Genomic DNA, 20,272 nt, shown 5'->3' with positions numbered 1-20,272 from the left:
CGCACAAACACGGCGCACAGCCGGGCTCCATGCGGGCGGCCGATCCGCGCTGCGACGGAGGGTGAGGGGCCGGGCCCGACAGGGTCGCTCCCGGTCGGACGGCTACTTCACCGGGCGCAGTCCGAGCGGTCCCGCGATCTCCTCGGCCATGACCCGGCCCGCCTCCTCGGCCAGGTCGTCGTCAACGGTCTCCGAGTCCGTGTCCAGCCCGTCCAGTTCCTGGAGGGGCTGGTTCAGGCGGATGTGGGCGACCAGGGACTGGAGGGCACGCAGGGTGGCGGAGGCGGTGGAGCCCCAGTTGGAGAAGTAGGAGAACTGCCACCACCACAGCGCCTCGGTGGCGCGGTCCTCTTCGTAGTGGGCCAGGCCGTGACGCAGGTCCGTGACCAGGTCGGCCAGGTCGTCGGAGATCCGGGCCGGGACCGGGGCCTTGCGGGGCTCGTAGGGGTCGAAGACCTCGGAGTAGACGTCGATCGGTTCGAGGAGGGCCGCGAACCGCTCGCGCAGGCCGTCGGCGTCCGGTTCGGCACCCAGGTCCGGCTCGTAGCGCTCGTCCGGGAGGACGTCCTCGTACGCGCCGAGCCGGCCGCCCGCGAGGAGCAACTGGGAGACCTGGAGGAGCAGGGTCGGGACGGCCTGCTCCGGCTCGTCGACCTTGGAAACCTCGGTGACCGCGACGATGAACGTCTTGATCTGGTCCGCGATCTGGACGGCGAAGTCGTCCGGGTTCTGCGTGACGGAATTCAGCGTGGCGTCAGACATCGAGGGGACCTCCCGTGGGCACGGTCGCGAACGGTGAGTAGAACATAGCGCCGCTGAACGTAAAGCCGCCGTGAGACGTCAAGGTTTCGTCCGCGAGGATCCCGGCCGTGGTGCAGGTGTCGTACGGGGCGGGGTCAGACATCCAGCAAGCGCCTCCCCTCGAAGGCGCGGCCCAGGGTGACCTCGTCCGCGTACTCCAGGTCGCCGCCCACCGGCAGCCCGCTGGCCAACCGCGTCACCCGCAGCCCCATCGGCTTGATCATCCGCGCCAGGTAGGTCGCGGTGGCCTCGCCCTCCAGGTTGGGGTCGGTGGCCAGGATCAGCTCCGTGATCGAGCCGTCGGCGAGCCTCGCCAGCAGCTCGCGGATACGCAGATCGTCCGGGCCGACGCCCTCGATCGGGCTGATCGCCCCGCCGAGCACGTGGTAGCGGCCCCGGAACTCACGGGTCCGCTCGATCGCCACGACGTCCTTCGGCTCCTCGACCACACAGATCACCGTCTGGTCGCGGCGTGCGTCGCGGCAGATCCCGCACTGCTCCTCCTGCGCGACATTGCCGCACACCGAGCAGAACCGGACCTTGTCCTTGACCTCCAGGAGGGCCTGGGCGAGACGGCGCACGTCGGTGGGCTCGGCCTGCAGGATGTGGAAAGCGATCCGCTGCGCGCTCTTGGGACCGACGCCGGGCAGCCTGCCCAGTTCGTCGATGAGGTCCTGAACCACGCCTTCGTACAACGGAACGCCTTCCTGAGCTGAGTGCCTCGACCGCTACTGCTGTTGTTGTCGTGGTACGTACGGTAGTTGCTGTGCAGGCGGATCAGAAGGGAAGACCGGGCATGCCGCCCAGCCCTTGGGCCAGCGGGCCCAGCTTCTGCTGCTGAAGCGCCTGCGCGTTCTCGTTCGCCGCCTGGACTGCGGCGACGACGAGGTCCGCGAGCGTCTCGGTGTCCTCGGGGTCGACCGCCCTGGGGTCGATCACGAGGCCGCGGAGCTCGCCGGAGCCGGTGACGGTCGCCTTCACCAGACCGCCACCCGCCTGACCGTCGACCTCGGTCCTGGCCAGCTCCTCCTGGGCCTGGGCGAGGTCCTGCTGCATCTTCTGGGCCTGCTGAAGCAGCTGCTGCATATTGGGCTGGCCACCACCGGGAATCACGGTCACTCCTGGCATTTCGACGACAAATGTTTCGGTAAGCCGAGCCTACGTGGTCACCGGGAACCGCGCCCCACCCACTGCCGAGCAACCCTTTCGGGTGAAATCCGATCAACTACGGCAAGACTCCTATACCTGATCACAGGGCATGCACACCCGGGAATACCGCGATTTCGGCCCCACGGCCCACCATTCGGCGGTAGGAAGGGCATGCATATCAATACGCACACGTGCGTCGCCCGTCACGCAGGGTTACGCAAGCGGGACAGGCGGCCACGTCGAAGGTCCGCCCGTCGTCGCATGCACGTGTCCCATACGCGCGTCCGAAACGTCGAAAACGCAGAGTGCAGAGGAGTGCCCCGGTGAGTCAGCCGGAGATGCAGCCCGAGAGGGCGCCCCGCAACGAGTCCGGCGCGCCCGGTTCGGCCGTTCCGCCGGGCTCGGACCCGGGCTCCGGGCCGGGCTCGGAGCCGCGCGCCGGCTTCCGTGCGCGGGGCCGGGATCTGACCGGACAGCCGTTCCCGCTCGGCGACTGGGGTGAACCCGCGGAACGCCTCGACGAGCTGTACCGGTGGGTCGAGGCCGAGGCGCTGCGCACCGCCGGCTGGTATCTGAACGACCGGGTGTGGAAGCGGCGCGGCGCCAGGGCGCTGCGGATCGGCACGGCGGCCGGGGCGGTCGCGGGCGCGGCGCTGCCGCTGCTCGATCTGACGGGCGCGCTGCACGGGGCGGCCGGCTGGGGCTATCTCTCACTGCTGCTGGGTGCCGCCTGCATGGCCTGCGACCGGTACTTCGGCCTGACCTCCGGCTGGATAAGGAACCTCGCCACGGCGCAGGCCGTGCAGCGACGCCTCCAGGTGCTGCAGTTCGACTGGGCGTCGGAGTGCGTACGGGAGGTGCTCGGACCGACCGAGGGGACGGCGAGCGAGGCGGCCGAGCGGTGCCTGATGGTACTGCGGCGGTTCTCGGAGGACATCACGGATCTCGTACGGTCCGAGACCGCGGACTGGATGGTGGAATTCCGGGCCGGGCCTGCGCCGATGGGGATGCAGGCACTGGTCTCGGGGAGCGGGATCGGCGGGCGCACGGAGCCGGGGGCGGCGCAGGGGCGGTTCCCGATGCAGTCGGTGACCCGGCCGAACATGCCGCGGCAGCGCCCACCGGAGTCACCCCGGTGACGGTGGTCCCGGTGGGCGGTGACTCCGGTGGGCGGTGAACTCGGCGGTCCGGGCCGCCGCGTCAACTGAAGATGATCATGGAGCCTTGGGCGAGGCTGCGGGTCGCCGCCGCGTGCAGGCCCAGCCAGACGTGCCGCTCTCGGGCGAACGGGCTGTCGTCGTACGGAATCGGGCTCGCCGGCTCCTCCAGCGAAGTCGGCGCGATGGGCGGCAGCGGGGCGGCCGGCGGGTTCGCCGGGTCGATGCCGATGGACGGAGCGACGTACTCCAGCTCCCGCAGCAGCCCGTGCGCCGAGCCGAGCGGGCCGCCGCCCTCCAGCAGCTGGTCGTTGGAGAGCGGGGAGGGGAAGTCCACGGGGACGTACGCCCCCGCATGGTCGTAGTGCCAGACCAGGTGGGATTGCCGCGCCGTCGACTCGAACATTTCCAGCAGCTGCTCGTAGTCGCCGCCCAGTTCGTCGACCGGTGTGACGGCGAGACCGCTCAGCTGCAGCAGATAGGCGCGGCGCAGGAAGTGCAGTGCGTCGTAGTCGAAGCCCCCGACCGGGGCCACATCGCCGGTCAGACCCGGCATGTAGGCGTAGACGGGTACGGCCGGGAGTCCGGCCTCGCCCAGCGCGTTGTCGTAGACGGCTATCTCTTCGGCGAACGGGTTGTCGGGGCTGTGGCACAGCACATCGACGAGGGGGACCAGCCACAGGTCACAGGCCACGAAGTCTCGCTCTCCCACGGGATCTCGCGCGGTTAGCGCGATGGTCGGGACAGCGTAATGCGAGGGGGCCGCCGCGCACAGTGGTCCTTCATGTCCGGCAGCGGAACACCGTGCCGCCGGACCGTCAGCCGCCGCGCCCCGGATGCGGCGGGTCGCCGGCCGCGAGCCGCTCCGCCCAGCTCAGCGAGTGGGCGTTGTGGCCGTCGATCACCGCACGCACCGCGTCGCGGTCCCCGAGCGTGATCGCCGCGACCAGGTCCGGGTGGCCGCTCCAGAGCCAGTCGCGCACATCCACGTCGCTGCGGAGGTACGGCACGGCGAACACCCAGGTCTGGATGCGCAGCCGGTGCAGGAAGTCGGTGATGTACGTGTTGCCGACGAACGCGCCCAGCTCACGCCAGAAGCGCAGGTCGTACCCGATGAGGATGTCGAGGTCACCGCCCCGCGCCGCCCGTGCGGCCTCCTCGGCGCGACGGCGCACGGAGACCAGCGCGTCGCGGCACTTCGCCGACTGCGCACCCTTCGGGCGGACCGGCCCGTCGAAGATGCTGCGAATGACTCCGTTGACGACCAGGGCGCGGGCCTCGATGATCGCCCGGTAGTCATCCACCGTGAACTCGTGCACCCGGAACCCGCGGTGCTGGTCGGATTCGAGCAGGCCCTGCGCGGAGAGATCGAAGAGCGCCTCGCGGACGGGCGTCGCGGAGACCCCGTACTGCTCGGCGATCTGCTTGACGGTGAACTCCCGTCCCTGATGCAAACGCCCGGCAAGCACCTCGTCACGCAGCGCGTCCGTGATCTGCTGCCGCAGCGTACTGCGGGTCACAGTTCCACTCGCGCGCATGGCGACCCTCCCTTTTCGGCTTCGGGCCACCTTAGACCGACCGGCACATGGGAGGCGGCGTCGCGGGGCTGGGCACGCACATCTGCGGCGTTGTCGTCAGTCGGCAATTCCCCCATAGCCCTGAGGGCATGGGGGACCCCCTTCGCGTTGCCTCCCTCCTCCGCCGTGCAGCTGCACGCACCCAGCCCCGCTCCTCCTCCCACCCCCCATGTGCCGGTCGGTCTTAAGCCAGGGCCGGTGTGCCCGGATCCGGGCACGGGGGAGGGACGCCATGCGGACGGCCCGCGAAATGCGGGCGGAGCGCGTCAGACGGTGTGCTCGTCCGCGACGGACAGGGCCACGTCCAGAGCCGCCAGACCCTCCTTGGCCTCGGCCTCCGTGACGTTGCAGGCCGGAACGGCGTGGGTGCGGTTCATGTTGATGAAGGGCCACAGGCCGTTCTTCTTGCAGGCCGCGCCGAACGCCGCCATCGGCGCATTGGCCTCGCCGGCGGCGTTGTACGGGACCAGCGGCTCCCGGGTCTCCTTGTTGCGGACCAGGTCCAGCGCCCAGAACGCGCCGAGGCCGCGCACCTCGCCGACCGACGGGTGGCGCTCGGCGAGCTCACGCAGGCCGGGGCCGAGGACGGTCTCGCCGATGCGGGCGGCGTTCTCGACGACCTTCTCGTCCTCCATGACGCCGATGGTGGCGACGGCCGCGGCGCAGGCCAGCGGGTGACCGGAGTACGTGAGTCCGCCCGGGTAGGGGCGGGTCTCGAAAGTGGCGGCGATCTCCGCGGAGATGGCGACACCGCCGAGCGGTACGTAACCGGAGTTGACGCCCTTGGCGAAGGTCATCAGGTCGGGTGTGACGTCGAAGTGCTCCGCGGCGAACCACGTGCCGGTACGCCCGAAGCCGGCCATCACCTCGTCGAGGATGAAGACGATGCCGTACCGGTCACAGATCTCGCGGACGCCCGCGAGGTAGCCGGGCGGAGGCGTCATGATGCCCGCCGTGCCGGGGATCGTCTCCAGGATGATCGCGGCGATGGTCGCGGGCCCCTCGAAGGCGAGGGTGTCCTCCAGGTGCTGGAGGGCGCGGGCGCACTCCTCGGCCTCGGTCTCGGCGTAGAACGGCGAGCGGTAGAGGAACGGCGCCCAGAACCGTACGACACCTGCGGAGCCGTTGTCGGACGGCCAGCGGCGCGGGTCCCCCGTCAGGTTGATCGCGGTGGAGGTGGCGCCGTGGTACGAGCGGTAGGCGGAGAGCACCTTCGTACGGCCGGTGTGCAGCCGGGCCATCCGGACGGCGTTCTCGACGGCCTCGGCGCCGCCGTTGGTGAAGAAGATCTTGTCCAGGTCGCCGGGGGTCCGCTCGGCGATGAGGCGTGCGGCCTCGGAGCGGGCCTCGATCGCGAACGCGGGAGCGAAGGTGGCGAGCTTGCCCGCCTGCTCCTGGATCGCGGCGACGACGGTGGGGTGCTGGTAGCCGATGTTGGTGTAGACGAGGCCGCTGGTGAAGTCCAGGTAGCGGTTGCCGTCGTAGTCCCAGAAATACGCCCCCTCGGCGCCGGCGACGGCGAGCGGGTCGATCAGGCCCTGGGCGGACCAGGAGTGGAACACGTGCGCACGGTCGGCGGCCTTCACGGCCGCACCGGCCGCGGAGTCGACCTGCGGAGCGTGGGAGGCATGGGAGGCATGAGGGGTCATGCGGTGAGCGTAGGTCGTGCGGTGAGCGGCTCGACATGGCCAACCTGTATGGCGTGGGGCGGTTTGGTGGGCAGGGTGTCGGGTCGGCGTGGCGGGCGCTTGATTGACAGCCCCCTGCACGCGGAGTTCGCCGCCCGACTGGCGCAGGAGCTGGGCGCGGAGGACTTCACGGAGACGGTGCGGGTGCTGGAGCGGCTGTCGGTCGCAGTCGACGCGGTGACCGACGCACAGCCCACCCCGCCCAGCGCGTGAACCCCGTCCTGTCCAGCGGATGAACCCGGCCCGTCCGGCGCTCGAGGACGGAACCGGCAGCGGACGAAACCGGCGCCCGGCCGGACTGCTGGGGCGTGAAGTGCGCCGCTATTCTCGACCCGTCCGGCGTGTCGCCGTACGGGGGAGGTCGCACACCATGGAAAAGCTCGGGTCCGCCGACCCGCAACGCATCGGCGCGTACCGCCTGCTGGGGCGGCTCGGCGCGGGCGGCATGGGGCAGGTCTATCTGGCCCGGTCCGATCGGGGCCGTACCGTCGCGATCAAGCTGGTACGCCGGGAGCTCGCCGAGCAGCAGGAGTTCCGCGACCGGTTCCGCCAGGAGGTGCAGGCCGCACGCCAGGTCGGCTCGGTGTGGACGGCCCCCGTACTGGACGCCGACACCGAGGCCGCCGTGCCGTGGGTCGCGACCGGGTACGTCGCCGGGCCGTCTCTCCAGGTCACCGTGTCCGGGCGCGCGGGCGCACCGGTGGGACCGTCCTCGGGGGCCTTCGGTCCGCTGCCCGAGCGCTCGGTCCACATCCTGGGTGCGGGGCTGACCCGCGCGCTCCAGGCCATCCACTCCGCCGGGCTGATCCACCGCGACCTCAAGCCGTCCAACATTCTGCTGACGATCGACGGTCCGCGGGTCATCGACTTCGGCATAGCCCGGGCACTGGACACCACCACCGACGGGGGTCTCACCCGCACCGGGGCGCTGGTCGGTTCGCCCGGTTTCATGGCGCCGGAGCAGGTGCGGGGCGAGCGGGTGACCACGGCGTGCGATGTGTTCTGCCTCGGCTCGGTGCTGGCGTACGCGGCGACGGGCAGGCTTCCGTTCGGCGGGGCGGACAACGAGGTCCATGCGCTGATGTTCCGGATCGCGCAGGAGGACCCGGACCTGACCGGCGTCCCGGTGGATCTGGTCGACCTCGTCCGGGACTGCCTCCTCAAGGACCCGGCCGCCAGGCCGACGGCGGACGCGATCCTGGAACGGCTGGCGGAGGACGAGCCCGCCGAACCGTGGCTGCCGGGCGCGCTCCTCGCCCAGCTGGGCCGTCACGCGGTGGAGTTGCTGGACTCGGAGGACCCGGAGGAGCCGGAACAGCCGGAACAGCCTGCGGAACCGGCTGACCCGCCCGGTCCGCAGGACGCGGTGCCCTCAGCGACGGAACCGCCCGCGCCGCAGCCTCCCGCCCCGCAGGCACCCGCCCCGCAGCCTCCGGCCCCACAAGCGCCCGGCGGGGTCCATGCGATACCCACGGCGATCGGCACCTCAACCCCCATACCGGGCCCTGCCCCCGCGTACGGCTACCCGCAGTTGCCCGCCCAGCCGCACCCCGGTCAGGGACAGCCGTACGGCTACGGATATCCGCAGCACCAGCACCCGCAGCACCCCGGCTTCGGCTCCACACCTCCGTACGGCCCCCTCTACCCCGCCCCCGCCCCACAGCCCGAACCCGCACGCCGCACGGCGGGTTCGACCGTCGCTCTCATCGTGGTCGCCGTGCTCGTCGCGATCGGTGCGGGCGGTTCGGTGTACGCGCTCATGAGCGACGACGGCACGAAGTCCAGCGCGTCCCCGAGCAGTTCGCCCAGCCCATCCGCGTCCGACGACCCGTCCGAGGAGCCGTCGGACTCCCCCTCCGACGAGGAGAAGAACGGCGACGGCTCCATCCCCGAGGGCTACCTCGGTACCTGGTCCGGCAGCATCGACAACCCCGCCGGTCACTCCACCCGCGAACTCGTCATCCGTCAGGGCAAGCTCGGCCAGACCGTCCTCACCCTCACCGCGGAGGGTCCGATCGACACCGGCGGCACCTACCGCTGCGTCTTCCAGGCGGACCTGACCGACGAGCCGTCCCCCGACGGACCGGTCCACATCGGACCCTCCACGATCACGCTCGGCGAACCCATGTCGTCCTGCACCCCCGGCAAGGCCACCACGCTGACCCTGTTGCCGAACGGCACTCTGCGCCGCGAGAACCTGGACACCGGCGAGAAGATCACGTACTCGAAGACCGGCTGACAGGTTCAGCCGAGCAGCGCTCCGGCCGCGTCGAGCAGCAGCGTACGGACGAACCGGCCGCCCGCCATTCCTCCACCCGGGGCGCCAACCGCACGGCCTCTGCGGTGCCGAGCGTGAGCCGGGAGTCACGGCGGCCGAGCGAGAGCAGCAGTTCCGTGGCGGACCTGAGCTGTTCGGGCACGGAGAGGCGAGGCAGCCGCCGGACACGCACCGGGGAGGGAGGTTCTTGTCACCAGTACGCCTGCGGCGCACCACGAAATGGAACGGTCACGCAGAAGCGCGTTGCCGAAAGTGGAGAACGAACGCGTCGGCGCTGTACGGTAAATGCGCATCCGGACCGGTACTCCTGGTGTCGAGCCCCCGGGTGTTGCTGCACCGCGGGGGCATTCTCATGTGAAGTCTGCTGCGAATGTAATGCCACACACCGTCACCGGAGCAAATGCCAAAAGCATTGGCCAGAACTGCAGTTGGGGACAGCGGAGCGTCCTCTCCACACCGCCCCCGACCTGCTGCTTTCCACTTCTGGTGCACCGCTTTTCAACGCCAGGAATTTTCTTCGATGACCGGATGAGTTCACCCCCGGGAGTGAAACTCACGCTGGGCCGGTGACACCCGCAACGTCCAGCGCCCGGAAAGCCAGCCACAACTCATACCGCGCACTGGGCGTTTGGAGCAGTGAGCGTTGAAGTGCCGCTTCGAGCCGGGTGAGACGCTTGCGGGCGCCCGGTACGGAGATTCCCAACGACGCGGCGGTCGGCGTTAGTTGGGCCTCGCACTGCAGCCAGGACCGGACCGTCGCCTCGGCCGCCCCGCCGTTCCGGCGGAGCGGTTGCAGTTGCTGGGCCGCCCACTCCCGGACGTCGGGGCGGCGCAGGATCTCGTCCAGGGAGCGGGCCCCCTTCGCGGACTCGGCAGGACGGGGTGTGCGGGCGGGTGTGGCGCGGATCCGCAGCGCCAGGTCGAGTGCGGCCTGGTCGGCGAGCCGGTTGAGGTCGCGTCCGAGCAGCTCGCCGATCAACCGCAGCCGTGCGGACAGGGTGTTGCGGTGGATCTTCAGATGCTTGGTCGCATGGGACGAGAACGCGAGCCAGGAACCCAGCGTCGCCGCCAGTTCCTGGCTGCCGGGGTCCTGGCTGCGCCGGGGCAGGTAGGTGAGGAGCGGCGCCAGCAGGGCGTCGGCCCACTGTGCGCCCTCGGCGCCGACGAGCAGCGCCGGTTCCGGTGCCGAGCCGAACCGGGCGTGGCGGACCGGCAGTCCGCGGGCGACCGCCAGGGCATGGAACGCCTGCCGGTATCCGGTCGCCGTGTCGCTGAGCGGAACCTCCTCGCTCACGCCGACCACGCAGTTGTCCACCATAGCGGCGACTTCGCGGCCGAGTCGCGGCTCGGTCCCGCCCGGACCGGCGGGCACGACGAGGATCAAGTGGCGTGCGTACACCGGACACCGCACGATCCAGGACCGTCCGCCGGAGAGATCCGTGCAGACCTTCGCCACCTCGTCCCGCCGCCCGCCCGGGCACTCCACCACGCACACCTGGACGGGGTCCGGCAGCCTGGGCTTCAGGGCGCCCGCGACCTGGTGGGCGATGGAGAGCTGGCCGGTCATCAGCAGGTGCAGCACCGCTTCCCGGCCGCGGGACTCCGCGAGGTCGACGCGGCGGCGTTTGCGTTCGACCGATTCGGCGGCCCAGCACATGGCCACGGGCGTCGCCGCGTCGGCGAGGAGCGTGGCCAGCCCGTCCGGCAGCGGGCGGCGCGTGACGACGGCGAGGACCGGGGCGCGGACGTCACGGGCATCGGGCGGGCCGTCGAGAGGGAGCAGCAGAGCGGTGTCCGGGCCACGGTCGAGGGTGAAGGAGCGTGCGCCGCGGGCCGTCATTTCCCTTGCGCCGTCGGAGGCGAGCGTGACGGCCGCGGCGCTCGTACGGTCCGGGGTCCGCGCCACGGCGTGCAGGACGGTTCCGTCGTCGTGGAGCAGTCCGGCCCAGCCGTCGGCGCGTCCCGACAGCCAGCGCAGCAGTTCCTGCACGCCACCGACGCGGGCCAGGCGGTGCATCCGCAGTACGTCGTCGGCCCGTTCCCGCGCTCGCACAGGCTCTCCGCTCCGTACTCGTACCCGTCTGTCCCCGCTTCTTTCCCCAGCCGTGGAGAAAACCGGAGTGCGGGGAACCGGTCTGACTGTGCGGACTGTTACCCCCGCGATGCCCACACCATGCGAATTGAATCTTACTGTCGGGTACTCGCCGACCTACAGTCCGAACGTGTTCCGCGGACGACATGGATGTCGGGGGATGTCGGGTGCCGTCCGTGGGCACAGGAGCGTCGGGGGACGGCGGGGTGAACGACGGCAGCGGTCCACGGGGGTGGTCGCTGGCGTCGGCCGCGCGTCGCCGGGCCTCGGTCGATTGTCAGTGGCGCCCTCTAGCGTCGGACCCCGTCCGGTCCGACGGAGAGAGGCCCCGCCATGGAGTTCCGTATTGCTCGCAGCGCACTGACCGATGCCGTGGCCTGGGCGGCCCGGGTGCTTCCCACCCGGTCGCCCGTACCCGTGCTCGGCGGGCTGCTGCTGGAGGCCGACGGCGAGGTGTTGCGGATCTCCGGCCTGGATTACGAGGCGTCCGCCTGCATCGAGGTGGAGGCGGAGACCGTACGGGCCGGGAAGGTCCTGGTCATGGGGCGACGGCTGCTCGATGTGTGCCGGGTGCTGCCCGAGAGTCCGGTGGTGTGCGCGGTGGAGGGTTCACGGTTCTCGGTGACCGGCGGCGGCGCCCGGTTCGGGCTGTCCGTGCTGCCGCTCGACGACTATCCGGCGTTGCCGCCGCTGCCCGAGGTGCTGGGAGCGGTGGACTCCGAGAAGTTCGCCGCGGCCGTCGCCCATGTGACCGTGGCCGCGGGCCGGGACGATACGCTGCCGACCCTCACCGGAATCCGGCTGGGGCTCGACGGCGACACGATGACGCTGGCCGCCACGGACCGGTACCGCTTCGCGGTGCGCACGCTCGGATGGAAACCGGAGACGCGGGACGTCACGGCCGATGTGGTGGTGTCGGCCCGGCGGCTGACCGAGGTCGCCCGCTCCTTCGGCCGCTCCGGCATGGTCCGCGTCGCACTGGACGCCGGATCGGCCGGCTTCGAACTCGCCGGGATGCGGACCACGGTCCGCCTCCTGGACGGCCGGCTCCCCCGCCACGACAAGCTGTTCACGATGGCGGACCCGGCGACCGCGGTCACGGACCGGGCGCCCCTGGTCGAGGCCGTCAAGCGCGTCGCGGTGGTCGCGGACGGTGACAGCCCGCTCCATCTGGCCTTCGCCGACGGCTCGGTGCTGCTCCAGGCGGGGTACGAGGACGATGTCGCTTCCCAGCGACTGCCCGCAGCCCTGGAGGGCGCCGACGAGCTGACGGTCGCCTTCAATCCCTCGTACCTCATGGACGCCCTGACCTCGTTCGACGCGCCGGTCGTCCGGTTCCGCATGATGGGTCCCGGCCAGCGCGCCATGATCACCGGCGGGACGGCCGAGGACGAAACCGAGGGCGGCCCCACGCACCGGCATCTTCTGATGTCCGTGAAGCCGCTGATCTGACGGCCTGGCAGATCCGCCGTGCGGCCCACCGCGGCAAGCAGCCCGATCGCCGAGGACGATGCCGCGGCCCCGGTCATCTGCCGTGCGCGACGCCGAAGGGGCCGCGGATCCGCGGGGAGGAGTGAACGCGCGGAGGGGGCCGGGGCGCAACAGCCGCCCCGGCCCCCTCCGCGTTGTCCCGTCCTACAGGAAGGAGTTGATCTCGATGGTCTCGGTCCGGCCGGGGCCGACACCGATCGCGGAGATCGGGGCGCCGGACATGTCCTCCAGCGCCTTCACGTACGCCTGCGCGTTCTTCGGCAGATCACCGAAGGTCTTGGCCTTCGTGATGTCCTCGGACCAGCCCGGCAGCATCTCGTAGACCGGCTTCGCGTGGTGGAAGTCGGTCTGGCTGTACGGGAGCTCCTCGACGCGCTTGCCGTCGATCTCGTACGCGACACACACCGGGATCTGCTCCCAGCCGGTCAGCACGTCCAGCTTCGTGAGGAAGAAGTCGGTGAGACCGTTGACCCGGGTCGCGTACCGCGCGATCACCGCGTCGAACCAGCCGCAGCGGCGGTCGCGGCCGGTGGTGACACCGCGCTCGCCACCGATCCGGCGCAGCGCCTCGCCGTCCTCGTCGAGCAGCTCCGTCGGGAACGGACCGGCGCCGACGCGCGTGGTGTACGCCTTGAGGATGCCGATGACCCGGCTGATCTTCGTCGGGCCCACACCGGAACCGGTGCAGGCGCCGCCCGAGGTCGGGTTCGACGAGGTGACGAAGGGGTACGTGCCGTGGTCGACGTCGAGCAGCGTGCCCTGACCGCCCTCGAAGAGGACGACCTTGCCCGCGTCGATGGCGTCGTTGAGGATCAGCGTCGTGTCCGCGACGTACGGCTTGATCTGCTCCGCGTACTGGAGCATCTCCTCGACGATCTTGCCGGACTCGATGGCACGGCGGTTGAAGACCTTGGCGAGGAGCTGGTTCTTCTGCTCCAGGGCCGCCTCGACCTTCTGCTCCAGGATCGACTCGTCGTACAGGTCCTGGACGCGGATGCCCACACGGTTGATCTTGTCGGCGTACGTCGGGCCGATACCGCGGCCGGTCGTGCCGATCTTCCGCTTCCCGAGGAACCGTTCCGTCACCTTGTCGACGGTGACGTTGTACGGAGTGATCAAATGAGCGTTGCCGCTGATCAGCAGCTTGGACGTGTCCACGCCGCGCTCGTTGAGCCCACTCAGCTCGGAGAGCAGGACCGCCGGGTCGACGACGACACCGTTACCGATGACCGGGGTACACCCCGGCGAAAGGATTCCGGAGGGGAGGAGATGAAGTGCGTACTTCTGGTCGCCGACGACCACCGTGTGGCCGGCATTGTTGCCGCCTTGGTAACGCACCACATAGTCCACGGATCCACCGAGGAGGTCGGTGGCCTTTCCCTTGCCCTCGTCACCCCACTGAGCACCGAGCAGCACAAGTGCGGGCACAGGCGTACACCCCTTCCGGGCGGGGCATGTCCAAGGTCAGGGGGCGTACGTCAACGCCGTACATGCCGTACGACGATGTACGACGAAGCCTGAACCGTCGAACCGGGTGCCCCGGAATAGACGAAGCCCCTGGCGCAATAGCGCAAGGGGCTCTTGCACCAAGATGCTACCCGAGGAAGGACCGAGGTGTCGGCTGCCCAGCCCCCCGGCAACGGTACGCACCAACTGCTGGTGGTCATCGACCCGGTCGCCCGCCGGACCGACGGCGAGTCCGTCCGGATCGCGAAGGACGTGCTGAGCGCCGGTTCGCACGCCAAGATCTGCCTCCCGGACAGTCCGGAGGAGTTCGCGCGGGCCTTGTCCCGCCGGGGCACCAGGCGGCCGGTGGTCGTCGGCGACGACCGGTCGCTGCTGCGCGCCGTGACCCTCCTGCACCGGGAGCGGGAGCTGGCCGGGGCAGCGCTCTCGCTGGTCCCGGTGGGTGCCGCGGCCGCGCTGGAACTCGCGCATTCGCTCGGCGTGCCCCAGGGCGCGGTGGCCGCGGCGCGCGCGGCACTGGACGGGGTGGTGCGCCGGCTCGACCTGCTGGTCGACGACAGCGACGGTGTCGTCCTGGGCGCCCTGCGCATCCCCGCCCTGCCCGCGGCACCGGGGACGTCGGCGGCGCACACGGGTGTCACGGCGGTCTGGGACACCTGCCGCTCCCTCGTACGGACCCTGGTCCGCCCCGCCCCGTCGCCCGCCACGCCCGTCCCGCCCCGCACCCATCGGCTGCGGGTCGAGGTGGACGGGGTGCTGCTGAACGATCTGGACCGGCCGGTCGAATCGGTCACGGTGAGCGCGCAGGGCGGTGACGGGGGTCTGGCGGACGTGGTGGTCCGGACGACGACCGGCGAACCGGTGACCGCGGAGGCGAAGGCGGTCACGGTCTCCGGCGCGGACTTCCGCTACCGGGCGGACATACAGGTCGGCGGCCCGGTCCGGACGAGGACGTGGACGGTGCGGGCGGGTGCGTGGGGGCTGATGCTGCCGGTGGCGGAGAGCGGATGATCCCCGCGCCGGGGCGCGCACGTGAGGGTTCAGGGGACGTGTCGCACCTGCCGCGACCTGCACGCGACCGGCCCCTGGCACACCGAGCGCGGGCGCGGAAAGAGGCGCACCCTGGTAGCAGGTCCTGGAGGTGTTCGCCATGATGAAAACCGCTGTCGGATGGCACATTGATCTGGAATTCGAGGAAGACAACCACCGCACCCGAGCCGCCGCCCTCGTACGGCTTCCCGACGGGAACGAGGTACGTGCGCACGGATACGCCAGCCGCCACCCCTCCGACACCCAGCAGCCGAGGGTCGGCGAGGAGATCGCGGGCGCCAGAGCACTGAACGAACTCGCCATGAACCTGCTGACCAAGGCGCACGACGAGATCGACCAGGCGTCCGGCCGGACGTCGCACCCGCTGACCTGAGCCGTTCCGAGCCGAGGCCCAGGACCCAGCGTCCTGGGCCTCTTGTCCGCGGGCTGTCCAGTAACGGCCTCCCCCACGACAGGGCGTGGGCTCCCGACCGCGGGGGAGGCCGTCATCCCCGGCGGGCGCACGGCGACAGCTGCGGCACCTCGCCGCGTTGCCGGAACCCCCGAACACGCCCGGCACGATGCCGCTCCTCCGCCTTGCGATGCACCGCATCCGACGCCGGGCGCCGATCCACCGGGGGCTGCGCGACAGCCCTCAGCTCTTCCGTTCCGGGAGGTCGAACTTCTTGCGGTGGTCGCGCCAGCGGTCCATCAGGCCGACCAGTTCCGTCTGCAGGAACTCGAAGAACTCCGCGGTCTCCGCGAGCCGCGCACCGGCGGGCGTGTCCGGGCCGAGGGTCTGCGCGCCCTCCTTGAGGGTGCGCTCCCAGCGGGTCAGGACCCGGTCGCGGCTGGCGAAGGTGGCGTACCAGATCTCGTTGTGCAGGCGGTACCGGTCTCTGCGCGAGCCCGGGTCGCGTTCGCGGCCGACCATGCTGACCTGCGTGAGGTAGTTGATCGCCCCGGAGACCGCGGCCGGGCTGATCCGAAGCTGCTCGCTGAGCTCCGCCGAGGTCATGGAGCCGTCGTCGTCCGCGAGCAGCGCCGCGAAGACGCGGGACGCCATCCGCTGCATGCCCGCCTCGGTCATGTCGGCCGCGAAGCGCTCCACGAACCGCGACACAGCCTCCTCGTCGCGCGCGTGCTCGGGCTCCGGCTCGCGCTCACGCCCGTCCGCGCCGGTTTCGCTGCTCATCGCCCCATCGTCTCCCCTGAATGTCCTGCGGGTTCCCCGGCCCCGGGCCACACCCCGACTTTATACGCTTCCTTAACTTCACAAGTTTGTGAACATAGCGTATGTTCAGAAACATGACGAAGGCAATCACCGTGGCCGGACTGCACAAGTCGTTCGGGCGGACACACGCGCTGGACGGCCTCGGCCTCGCGGTCGAGACCGGCGAGGTGCACGGCTTCCTCGGGCCCAACGGTTCCGGGAAGTCCACCACCATCCGGGTCCTGCTGGGCCTGCTGCGGGCCGACTCCGGCGCTGTCCAGCTGCTCGGCCGGGACCCCTGGAACGACGCGGTCGAGCTGCACCGGCGGGTGGCATACGTCCCCGGTGACGTCACCCTGTGGCGCAACCTCTCCGGCGGCGAGGTGATCGACCTGTACGGCCGGCTGCGCGGAGGCCTCGACCCGGCCCGCCGGGCCGACCTCATCGAGCGGTACGAACTCGACCCCACCAAGAAGGGGCGTACGTACTCCAAGGGCAACCGGCAGAAGGTCGCCCTCGTCGCCGCGTTCGCCTCCGACGTGGATCTGCTGATCCTCGACGAGCCGACCAGCGGGCTCGACCCGCTCATGGAGGAGGTCTTCCAGAGCTGCGTCGCCGAGGAGCGCGAGCGCGGACGGACGATCCTGCTCTCCAGCCACATCCTCAGCGAGGTCGAGGCGCTCTGCGACCGGGTGAGCATCATCCGGCAGGGACGCACGGTGGAGACCGGTTCCCTCGCGGACATGCGGCACCTGACCCGTACGAGCATCACCGCCGAACTGGCCGGCGCGCCCAACGGGCTCGCACACCTGCCCGGCGTGCACGACATCGACATCCAGGGCATGCGGGTCACGCTCCAGGTCGACACGGACAAGCTCGACGCCGTCCTCAGGTCGCTCACCGCGTCCGGCGTACGGTCCCTGACCAGCACCCCGCCCACGCTGGAGGAACTCTTCCTGCGGCACTACGCCGCGGACACCGACGAACGCGAGGGGGTGACGGCGCGATGACTGCCGTGACCGTGCCCGCGACCCGTGCCGGACGCCCCGCCCGGGGCGGGCAGCTCAGCGGCACCGGAACCCTGCTCAGGCTCGCGCTGCGGCGCGACCGGATCATGATGCCGATCTGGGTGATCGTGCTCGGCGGGTCGTTCTCCTCCGTCGGGAAGTCCTTCTCCTCGCTGTACGACACCGCGGCCCAGCGCGCCGAACTCGCCGCCTCGATGAACGCCAACAGTTCGCTGCGCGCGGTGTACGGACCCGTCTTCGACGACTCCGTCGGCGGGCTCGTCACCTGGCGCATGGCCGGCTTCGGCGCCGCGATGGCCGCCGTGATGAGCCTGATCATCGTCATCCGGCACACCCGCGAGGAGGAGGAGACCGGCCGCCAGGAAATGCTCTCCTCCGCCATGGTGGGGCGCCGCGCCCCACTCACCTCCGCCCTCCTCGCCGCACTGATCGCCAACGCCGCGCTCGCCCTGATGATCGTCGCCGGGATGGCCGGGTCCGGATCGGGCGGCGCCGGGGCGGTGGCGCTCGCGCTGACGGTCGCCGGCATCGGGGCGCTGTTCGCCTGCACCGCGGCGATCGCCGCCCAGCTCACGGAGAGCGCACGGCTCGCGAAGGGGCTGACGGCGGCGGTGATCGGCGCCGCGTTCGTCCTGAAGGCGGCGGGCGACTCGTCGGCGGACGACGCCTCGTCCGTACTGAACTGGCTCTCGCCGATCGGCTGGGCGGAGAACGTCCGGGCCTACGCCGACGAACGGTGGTGGGTGCTGCTGGTGATCGGCGCGGCGGTGCTGATCCAGGGCGGGATCGCGTACACCCTGGCCGGGCGGCGCGATGTCGGCATGAGTTTCCTGCCGACCCGTCGCGGACCCGCGACAGGGCGGATCTCCACCGCGTTCGGGCTGGCACTGCGGCTGCAGCGCGGTGCTCTGATCGGGTGGACACTGTCGTTCGCCGCGGTCGGCGCCGTCTTCGGCGGGCTCACCGGCGGGGCCGCGGACCTCGTCGGCAACAACGAGAAGACGAAGGAAATCTTCGAACGGATGGGCGGGCAGGCCGGTCTGACCGACGCGTTCCTCGCCGCGATGGTCGGGATGCTGGGGATGGTGGCCGCGCTGTACATCGTCGCGTCGGTGCTGCGGCTGCACGGCGAGGAAACCGCGGGGCGCGCCGAACCCCTGCTGGCGGGCGGGGTGAGCCGGATCGGCTGGGCGGCCGGACACCTGGTCATCGCCTTCGGCGGCGCGGCACTGATCATGGCGGTCGGCGGCCTCGGCCTGGCCGCCGGCTACGGCCACGAACTCCCGGCCGTACTGGGCGCGTCGCTGGCGCAGCTACCCGCCGTCTGGCTGCTCGGAGGACTCGCCGTCCTGCTGTACGGCGCGCTCCCGAAGGCAGCGGTGGCCTCGTGGGGAGTCGTCGGGATCTGCCTGACACTGGGGTGGATCGGGCCGGCGGTGAACATGCCGCAGCCGGTGATGAACCTGTCACCGTTCAGCCACCTGCCGAAGCTGCCGGGCACGGAGATGCAGTGGCCGCCGGCGCTGTGGCTCACGGCGGGCGCGGTGGCCCTGGTGGCGGCGGGTCTGGGAGCGCTCCGGAGGCGGGACGTGCAGGGGTGACCGGGTGACCGTTCCTGCCCTCGATCGCCGGGCGGGCTTGGTGTCCAAGCCCGTCCGGCGGTCCCCCATGGCCCTGAGAGCCTGTCGGGTGACCTCTGATCGGGCGGCCACGCCCTGGCACGCACGCTTCCCGCGTTGCCAAAATGCCCTAGTAGCTCCGCTACAAGGCCATCCCAGCGCCTTGGAATCGCACGCACCAGACCGCGTCCGCTTTCCGATCGAAGGTCACCCGACAGGCTCTGAGCCACGGGGGAGGCCGTAAGGCTTCCGGTCACAGCTCCACGCGCAGCTCCTTCAGGCCCCTGATCACGTAGCCCGGGTTCCACTCCGGCTCGGCCGCCAGCCGCATCCGGGGCGCCCTGCGCAGCAACTCACCGAAGGACGCAGCGAGTTCGACGCGGGCGAGTGGCGCGCCCAGACAGAAGTGGATGCCCGCACCGAAGGTGATGTGCGGGTTCTCCTGCCGGGACAGGTCCAGCGTGTCCGGGTCCGCGAAGCGCGCCGGGTCGCGGTTGGCGGAGCCGAAGAGCAGGGCCACCTCGGAGCCGCGCGGAATGACCGTGCCGTCGATCTCGATGTCGTCGAGGACCCAGCGCTCGAACATCTGCAACGGAGTGTCGTACCGCATCAACTCCTCCACGGCCGTGGGCAGCAGCCCGTGGTCGGCGCGGAGAGCTGCCAGCTGCTCGGGGTGACGCAGCAGCGTCCACCAGCCGTTCACGGTGGTGTTGACCGTCGCCTCGTGGCCCGCGTTCAGCAGCAGCACACACGTGGAGATCATCTCCTGCTCGCTGAGCCGCTCCCCTTCGTCGTGCGCGGCGATGAGCGCCGAGATCAGATCCGTGCCGGGGTTCTTGCGGCGCTCCGCGATCAGCTCCCGCAGGTACGCGGAGAAGTCCACCGAGGCGCGAACGGCAGCGCTCGCGGTCTCCTCGGACGGGTTCAGTTCGAACATTCCGCAGATCGCCGCCGACCAGGGCCGCAACGGCCCGCGGTCGGACTCGGGGATGCCGAGCATCTCGGCGATGACGGCGACCGGCAGCGGTTCGGCGACCGCGGCGAGCAGGTCGCCGCCTCCCGCCTCCACAAAGCTGTCGACCAGCTCGGCGGCGAGCCGCCGCACCGTCGGGACGAGCTGCTCGACCGTGCGCGGGGTGAACGCCTTCGAGACCAGGCGCCGGATCCGGGTGTGGTCGGGGGCCTCCAGGTCGAGGATCCCCTGCCCGTTGAGGGTGGTGAAGGGCTCGTGCGCGGCGGGCGGCGGCGTACGGCCGAACTCCTCGTGCGTGAAGCGGTGCAGATACGTCCGGCCCAGGCGCCGGTCCCGCAGCAGCGCGGACACATCGGCGTAGTGCGGAACGAGCCACTGGTTCGTGGGCTCGAACCGGTGCACCCGGCCGCCGGCCCGCAGCGCGGCGTACGCGGGATACGGGTCGGCGACGAACGCCGGTGACCAGGGGTCGAACGAAGCGGTGGCGGCGGGCTGCGGAGACTGGTGCATGAACCGACGCTAACCCGACCGGTCGGTTTACGGCCTCCCCCACGACAGGGAGTGGATCAGCGAGCGGCGTCGTGCGGCTTCGATGGCAAGGCGGAGGAGGGAGTCGACGCGGAGCGTCGGTGACCGACGACAACGCCGCAAGAGGGGTCGCAGGGCGTCGGGAGCCCACTCCCTGTCGTGGGGGAGGCCGACAGTCACGG

18 protein-coding genes are annotated in these 20,272 nt (G+C 70.9%); 8 read left to right on the top strand and 10 right to left on the bottom strand.

Going from position 1 to position 20,272, the window contains the following annotated elements:
* Positions 1-102: 102 nt before the first annotated feature.
* The 3 genes from ACGFSA_RS01870 to ACGFSA_RS01860 form a co-directional block, all read right to left on the bottom strand.
* Positions 103-762 carry a DUF5063 domain-containing protein gene (locus ACGFSA_RS01870; RefSeq protein ID WP_393298166.1) on the bottom strand — a complete coding sequence of 220 codons (660 nt, stop codon included), beginning with the start codon at positions 760-762 and terminating at the stop codon, positions 103-105.
* Between the two features lie 134 nt (positions 763-896).
* The gene (recR, locus tag ACGFSA_RS01865; protein ID WP_393298163.1) at positions 897-1,496 is read right to left on the bottom strand and encodes a recombination mediator RecR; all 600 of its coding nucleotides are present in this window, start codon (positions 1,494-1,496) and stop codon (positions 897-899) included.
* 82 nt (positions 1,497-1,578) lie between these two features.
* The gene (locus ACGFSA_RS01860; protein WP_393298396.1) at positions 1,579-1,914 is read right to left on the bottom strand and encodes a YbaB/EbfC family nucleoid-associated protein; all 336 of its coding nucleotides are present in this window, start codon (positions 1,912-1,914) and stop codon (positions 1,579-1,581) included.
* A gap of 374 nt (positions 1,915-2,288) precedes the next feature.
* Between ACGFSA_RS01860 and ACGFSA_RS01855 the strand changes: the two genes are divergently transcribed.
* Entirely contained in the window at positions 2,289-3,089 is an 801-nt protein-coding gene (locus tag ACGFSA_RS01855; protein WP_393298393.1) for an SLATT domain-containing protein, read from the top strand.
* Positions 3,090-3,150: 61 nt separating this feature from the next.
* On the opposite strand, the gene ACGFSA_RS01850 is transcribed toward ACGFSA_RS01855, so the two are convergent.
* The 3 genes from ACGFSA_RS01850 to ACGFSA_RS01840 form a co-directional block, all read right to left on the bottom strand.
* The gene (locus tag ACGFSA_RS01850; protein WP_393298160.1) at positions 3,151-3,801 is read right to left on the bottom strand and encodes a hypothetical protein; all 651 of its coding nucleotides are present in this window, start codon (positions 3,799-3,801) and stop codon (positions 3,151-3,153) included.
* Between the two features lie 124 nt (positions 3,802-3,925).
* Positions 3,926-4,645 (bottom strand): GntR family transcriptional regulator, encoded by a 720-nt coding sequence (locus ACGFSA_RS01845; RefSeq protein ID WP_393298157.1) that lies wholly within the window; start codon positions 4,643-4,645, stop codon positions 3,926-3,928.
* A gap of 305 nt (positions 4,646-4,950) precedes the next feature.
* Entirely contained in the window at positions 4,951-6,333 is a 1,383-nt protein-coding gene (locus ACGFSA_RS01840) for an aspartate aminotransferase family protein (RefSeq protein ID WP_393298154.1), read from the bottom strand.
* Between the two features lie 99 nt (positions 6,334-6,432).
* Between ACGFSA_RS01840 and ACGFSA_RS01835 the strand changes: the two genes are divergently transcribed.
* Positions 6,433-6,585 (top strand): hypothetical protein, encoded by a 153-nt coding sequence (locus tag ACGFSA_RS01835; RefSeq protein ID WP_393298152.1) that lies wholly within the window; start codon positions 6,433-6,435, stop codon positions 6,583-6,585.
* A gap of 157 nt (positions 6,586-6,742) precedes the next feature.
* Positions 6,743-8,611, top strand: a complete 1,869-nt coding sequence (locus ACGFSA_RS01830; RefSeq protein ID WP_393298149.1) for a serine/threonine-protein kinase — start codon at positions 6,743-6,745, stop codon at positions 8,609-8,611.
* Positions 8,612-9,203: 592 nt separating this feature from the next.
* Here ACGFSA_RS01830 and ACGFSA_RS01825 read toward each other — a convergent pair.
* Entirely contained in the window at positions 9,204-10,667 is a 1,464-nt protein-coding gene (locus tag ACGFSA_RS01825) for a PucR family transcriptional regulator (protein WP_393298390.1), read from the bottom strand.
* Positions 10,668-11,075: 408 nt separating this feature from the next.
* On the opposite strand from ACGFSA_RS01825, the gene dnaN reads away from it, so the two are divergent.
* Positions 11,076-12,194 carry a DNA polymerase III subunit beta gene (gene dnaN, locus ACGFSA_RS01820; RefSeq protein ID WP_393298146.1) on the top strand — a complete coding sequence of 373 codons (1,119 nt, stop codon included), beginning with the start codon at positions 11,076-11,078 and terminating at the stop codon, positions 12,192-12,194.
* Positions 12,195-12,377: 183 nt separating this feature from the next.
* On the opposite strand, the gene ACGFSA_RS01815 is transcribed toward dnaN, so the two are convergent.
* Positions 12,378-13,661, bottom strand: coding sequence for an adenylosuccinate synthase (locus tag ACGFSA_RS01815; protein WP_366693814.1), 1,284 nt, complete (start codon positions 13,659-13,661; stop codon positions 12,378-12,380).
* Between the two features lie 186 nt (positions 13,662-13,847).
* On the opposite strand from ACGFSA_RS01815, the gene ACGFSA_RS01810 reads away from it, so the two are divergent.
* Entirely contained in the window at positions 13,848-14,711 is an 864-nt protein-coding gene (locus ACGFSA_RS01810) for a diacylglycerol kinase (RefSeq protein WP_393298143.1), read from the top strand.
* Between the two features lie 139 nt (positions 14,712-14,850).
* Positions 14,851-15,123 carry a DUF1876 domain-containing protein gene (locus ACGFSA_RS01805; RefSeq protein WP_393298140.1) on the top strand — a complete coding sequence of 91 codons (273 nt, stop codon included), beginning with the start codon at positions 14,851-14,853 and terminating at the stop codon, positions 15,121-15,123.
* Positions 15,124-15,384: 261 nt separating this feature from the next.
* Here ACGFSA_RS01805 and ACGFSA_RS01800 read toward each other — a convergent pair whose 3' ends face one another.
* A complete protein-coding gene (locus tag ACGFSA_RS01800) occupies positions 15,385-15,924 on the bottom strand; it encodes a GbsR/MarR family transcriptional regulator (RefSeq protein ID WP_393298137.1) in 540 nt (179 codons plus the stop codon).
* A 113-nt stretch (positions 15,925-16,037) separates the two neighbouring features.
* Here ACGFSA_RS01800 and ACGFSA_RS01795 point away from each other — a divergent pair, with 113 nt between their 5' ends.
* Both ACGFSA_RS01795 and ACGFSA_RS01790 read left to right on the top strand, forming a co-directional pair.
* Positions 16,038-16,952 carry an ATP-binding cassette domain-containing protein gene (locus ACGFSA_RS01795; protein WP_393298134.1) on the top strand — a complete coding sequence of 305 codons (915 nt, stop codon included), beginning with the start codon at positions 16,038-16,040 and terminating at the stop codon, positions 16,950-16,952.
* The gene (locus ACGFSA_RS01790) at positions 16,949-18,571 is read left to right on the top strand and encodes an ABC transporter permease (RefSeq protein WP_393298131.1); all 1,623 of its coding nucleotides are present in this window, start codon (positions 16,949-16,951) and stop codon (positions 18,569-18,571) included. The genes ACGFSA_RS01795 and ACGFSA_RS01790 overlap by 4 nt, the downstream gene beginning before the upstream one ends.
* A 271-nt stretch (positions 18,572-18,842) precedes the next feature.
* On the opposite strand, the gene ACGFSA_RS01785 is transcribed toward ACGFSA_RS01790, so the two are convergent.
* Positions 18,843-20,072: a cytochrome P450 gene (locus tag ACGFSA_RS01785; RefSeq protein ID WP_393298128.1), complete on the bottom strand. Its 1,230-nt coding sequence runs from the start codon at positions 20,070-20,072 to the stop codon at positions 18,843-18,845.
* Positions 20,073-20,272 lie beyond the last annotated feature (200 nt).

Origin of the sequence: Streptomyces sp. NPDC048496 (assembly GCF_043200055.1) — a bacterium.
In the GTDB taxonomy this organism is placed as follows: domain Bacteria; phylum Actinomycetota; class Actinomycetes; order Streptomycetales; family Streptomycetaceae; genus Streptomyces.
The sequence above is the reverse complement of the archived record's forward strand: the minus strand, read 5'-3'. Positions and strand labels throughout refer to the sequence as shown.

Bases quoted from the DNA above. Each gene is read 5' to 3' on its own strand.
- ACGFSA_RS01845 (WP_393298157.1), bottom strand. From the start codon at position 4,645: ATGCGCGCGAGTGGAACTGTGACCCGCAGTACGCTGCGGCAGCAGATC.
- ACGFSA_RS01795 (WP_393298134.1), top strand. From the start codon at position 16,038: ATGACGAAGGCAATCACCGTGGCCGGACTGCACAAGTCGTTCGGGCGG.
- ACGFSA_RS01825 (WP_393298390.1), bottom strand. From the start codon at position 10,667: ATGCACCGCCTGGCCCGCGTCGGTGGCGTGCAGGAACTGCTGCGCTGG.
- ACGFSA_RS01800 (WP_393298137.1), bottom strand. From the start codon at position 15,924: ATGAGCAGCGAAACCGGCGCGGACGGGCGTGAGCGCGAGCCGGAGCCC.
- dnaN (WP_393298146.1), top strand. From the start codon at position 11,076: ATGGAGTTCCGTATTGCTCGCAGCGCACTGACCGATGCCGTGGCCTGG.
- ACGFSA_RS01840 (WP_393298154.1), bottom strand. From the start codon at position 6,333: ATGACCCCTCATGCCTCCCATGCCTCCCACGCTCCGCAGGTCGACTCC.
- ACGFSA_RS01870 (WP_393298166.1), bottom strand. From the start codon at position 762: ATGTCTGACGCCACGCTGAATTCCGTCACGCAGAACCCGGACGACTTC.
- ACGFSA_RS01785 (WP_393298128.1), bottom strand. From the start codon at position 20,072: ATGCACCAGTCTCCGCAGCCCGCCGCCACCGCTTCGTTCGACCCCTGG.
- ACGFSA_RS01805 (WP_393298140.1), top strand. From the start codon at position 14,851: ATGATGAAAACCGCTGTCGGATGGCACATTGATCTGGAATTCGAGGAA.
- ACGFSA_RS01830 (WP_393298149.1), top strand. From the start codon at position 6,743: ATGGAAAAGCTCGGGTCCGCCGACCCGCAACGCATCGGCGCGTACCGC.
- ACGFSA_RS01855 (WP_393298393.1), top strand. From the start codon at position 2,289: ATGCAGCCCGAGAGGGCGCCCCGCAACGAGTCCGGCGCGCCCGGTTCG.
- ACGFSA_RS01790 (WP_393298131.1), top strand. From the start codon at position 16,949: ATGACTGCCGTGACCGTGCCCGCGACCCGTGCCGGACGCCCCGCCCGG.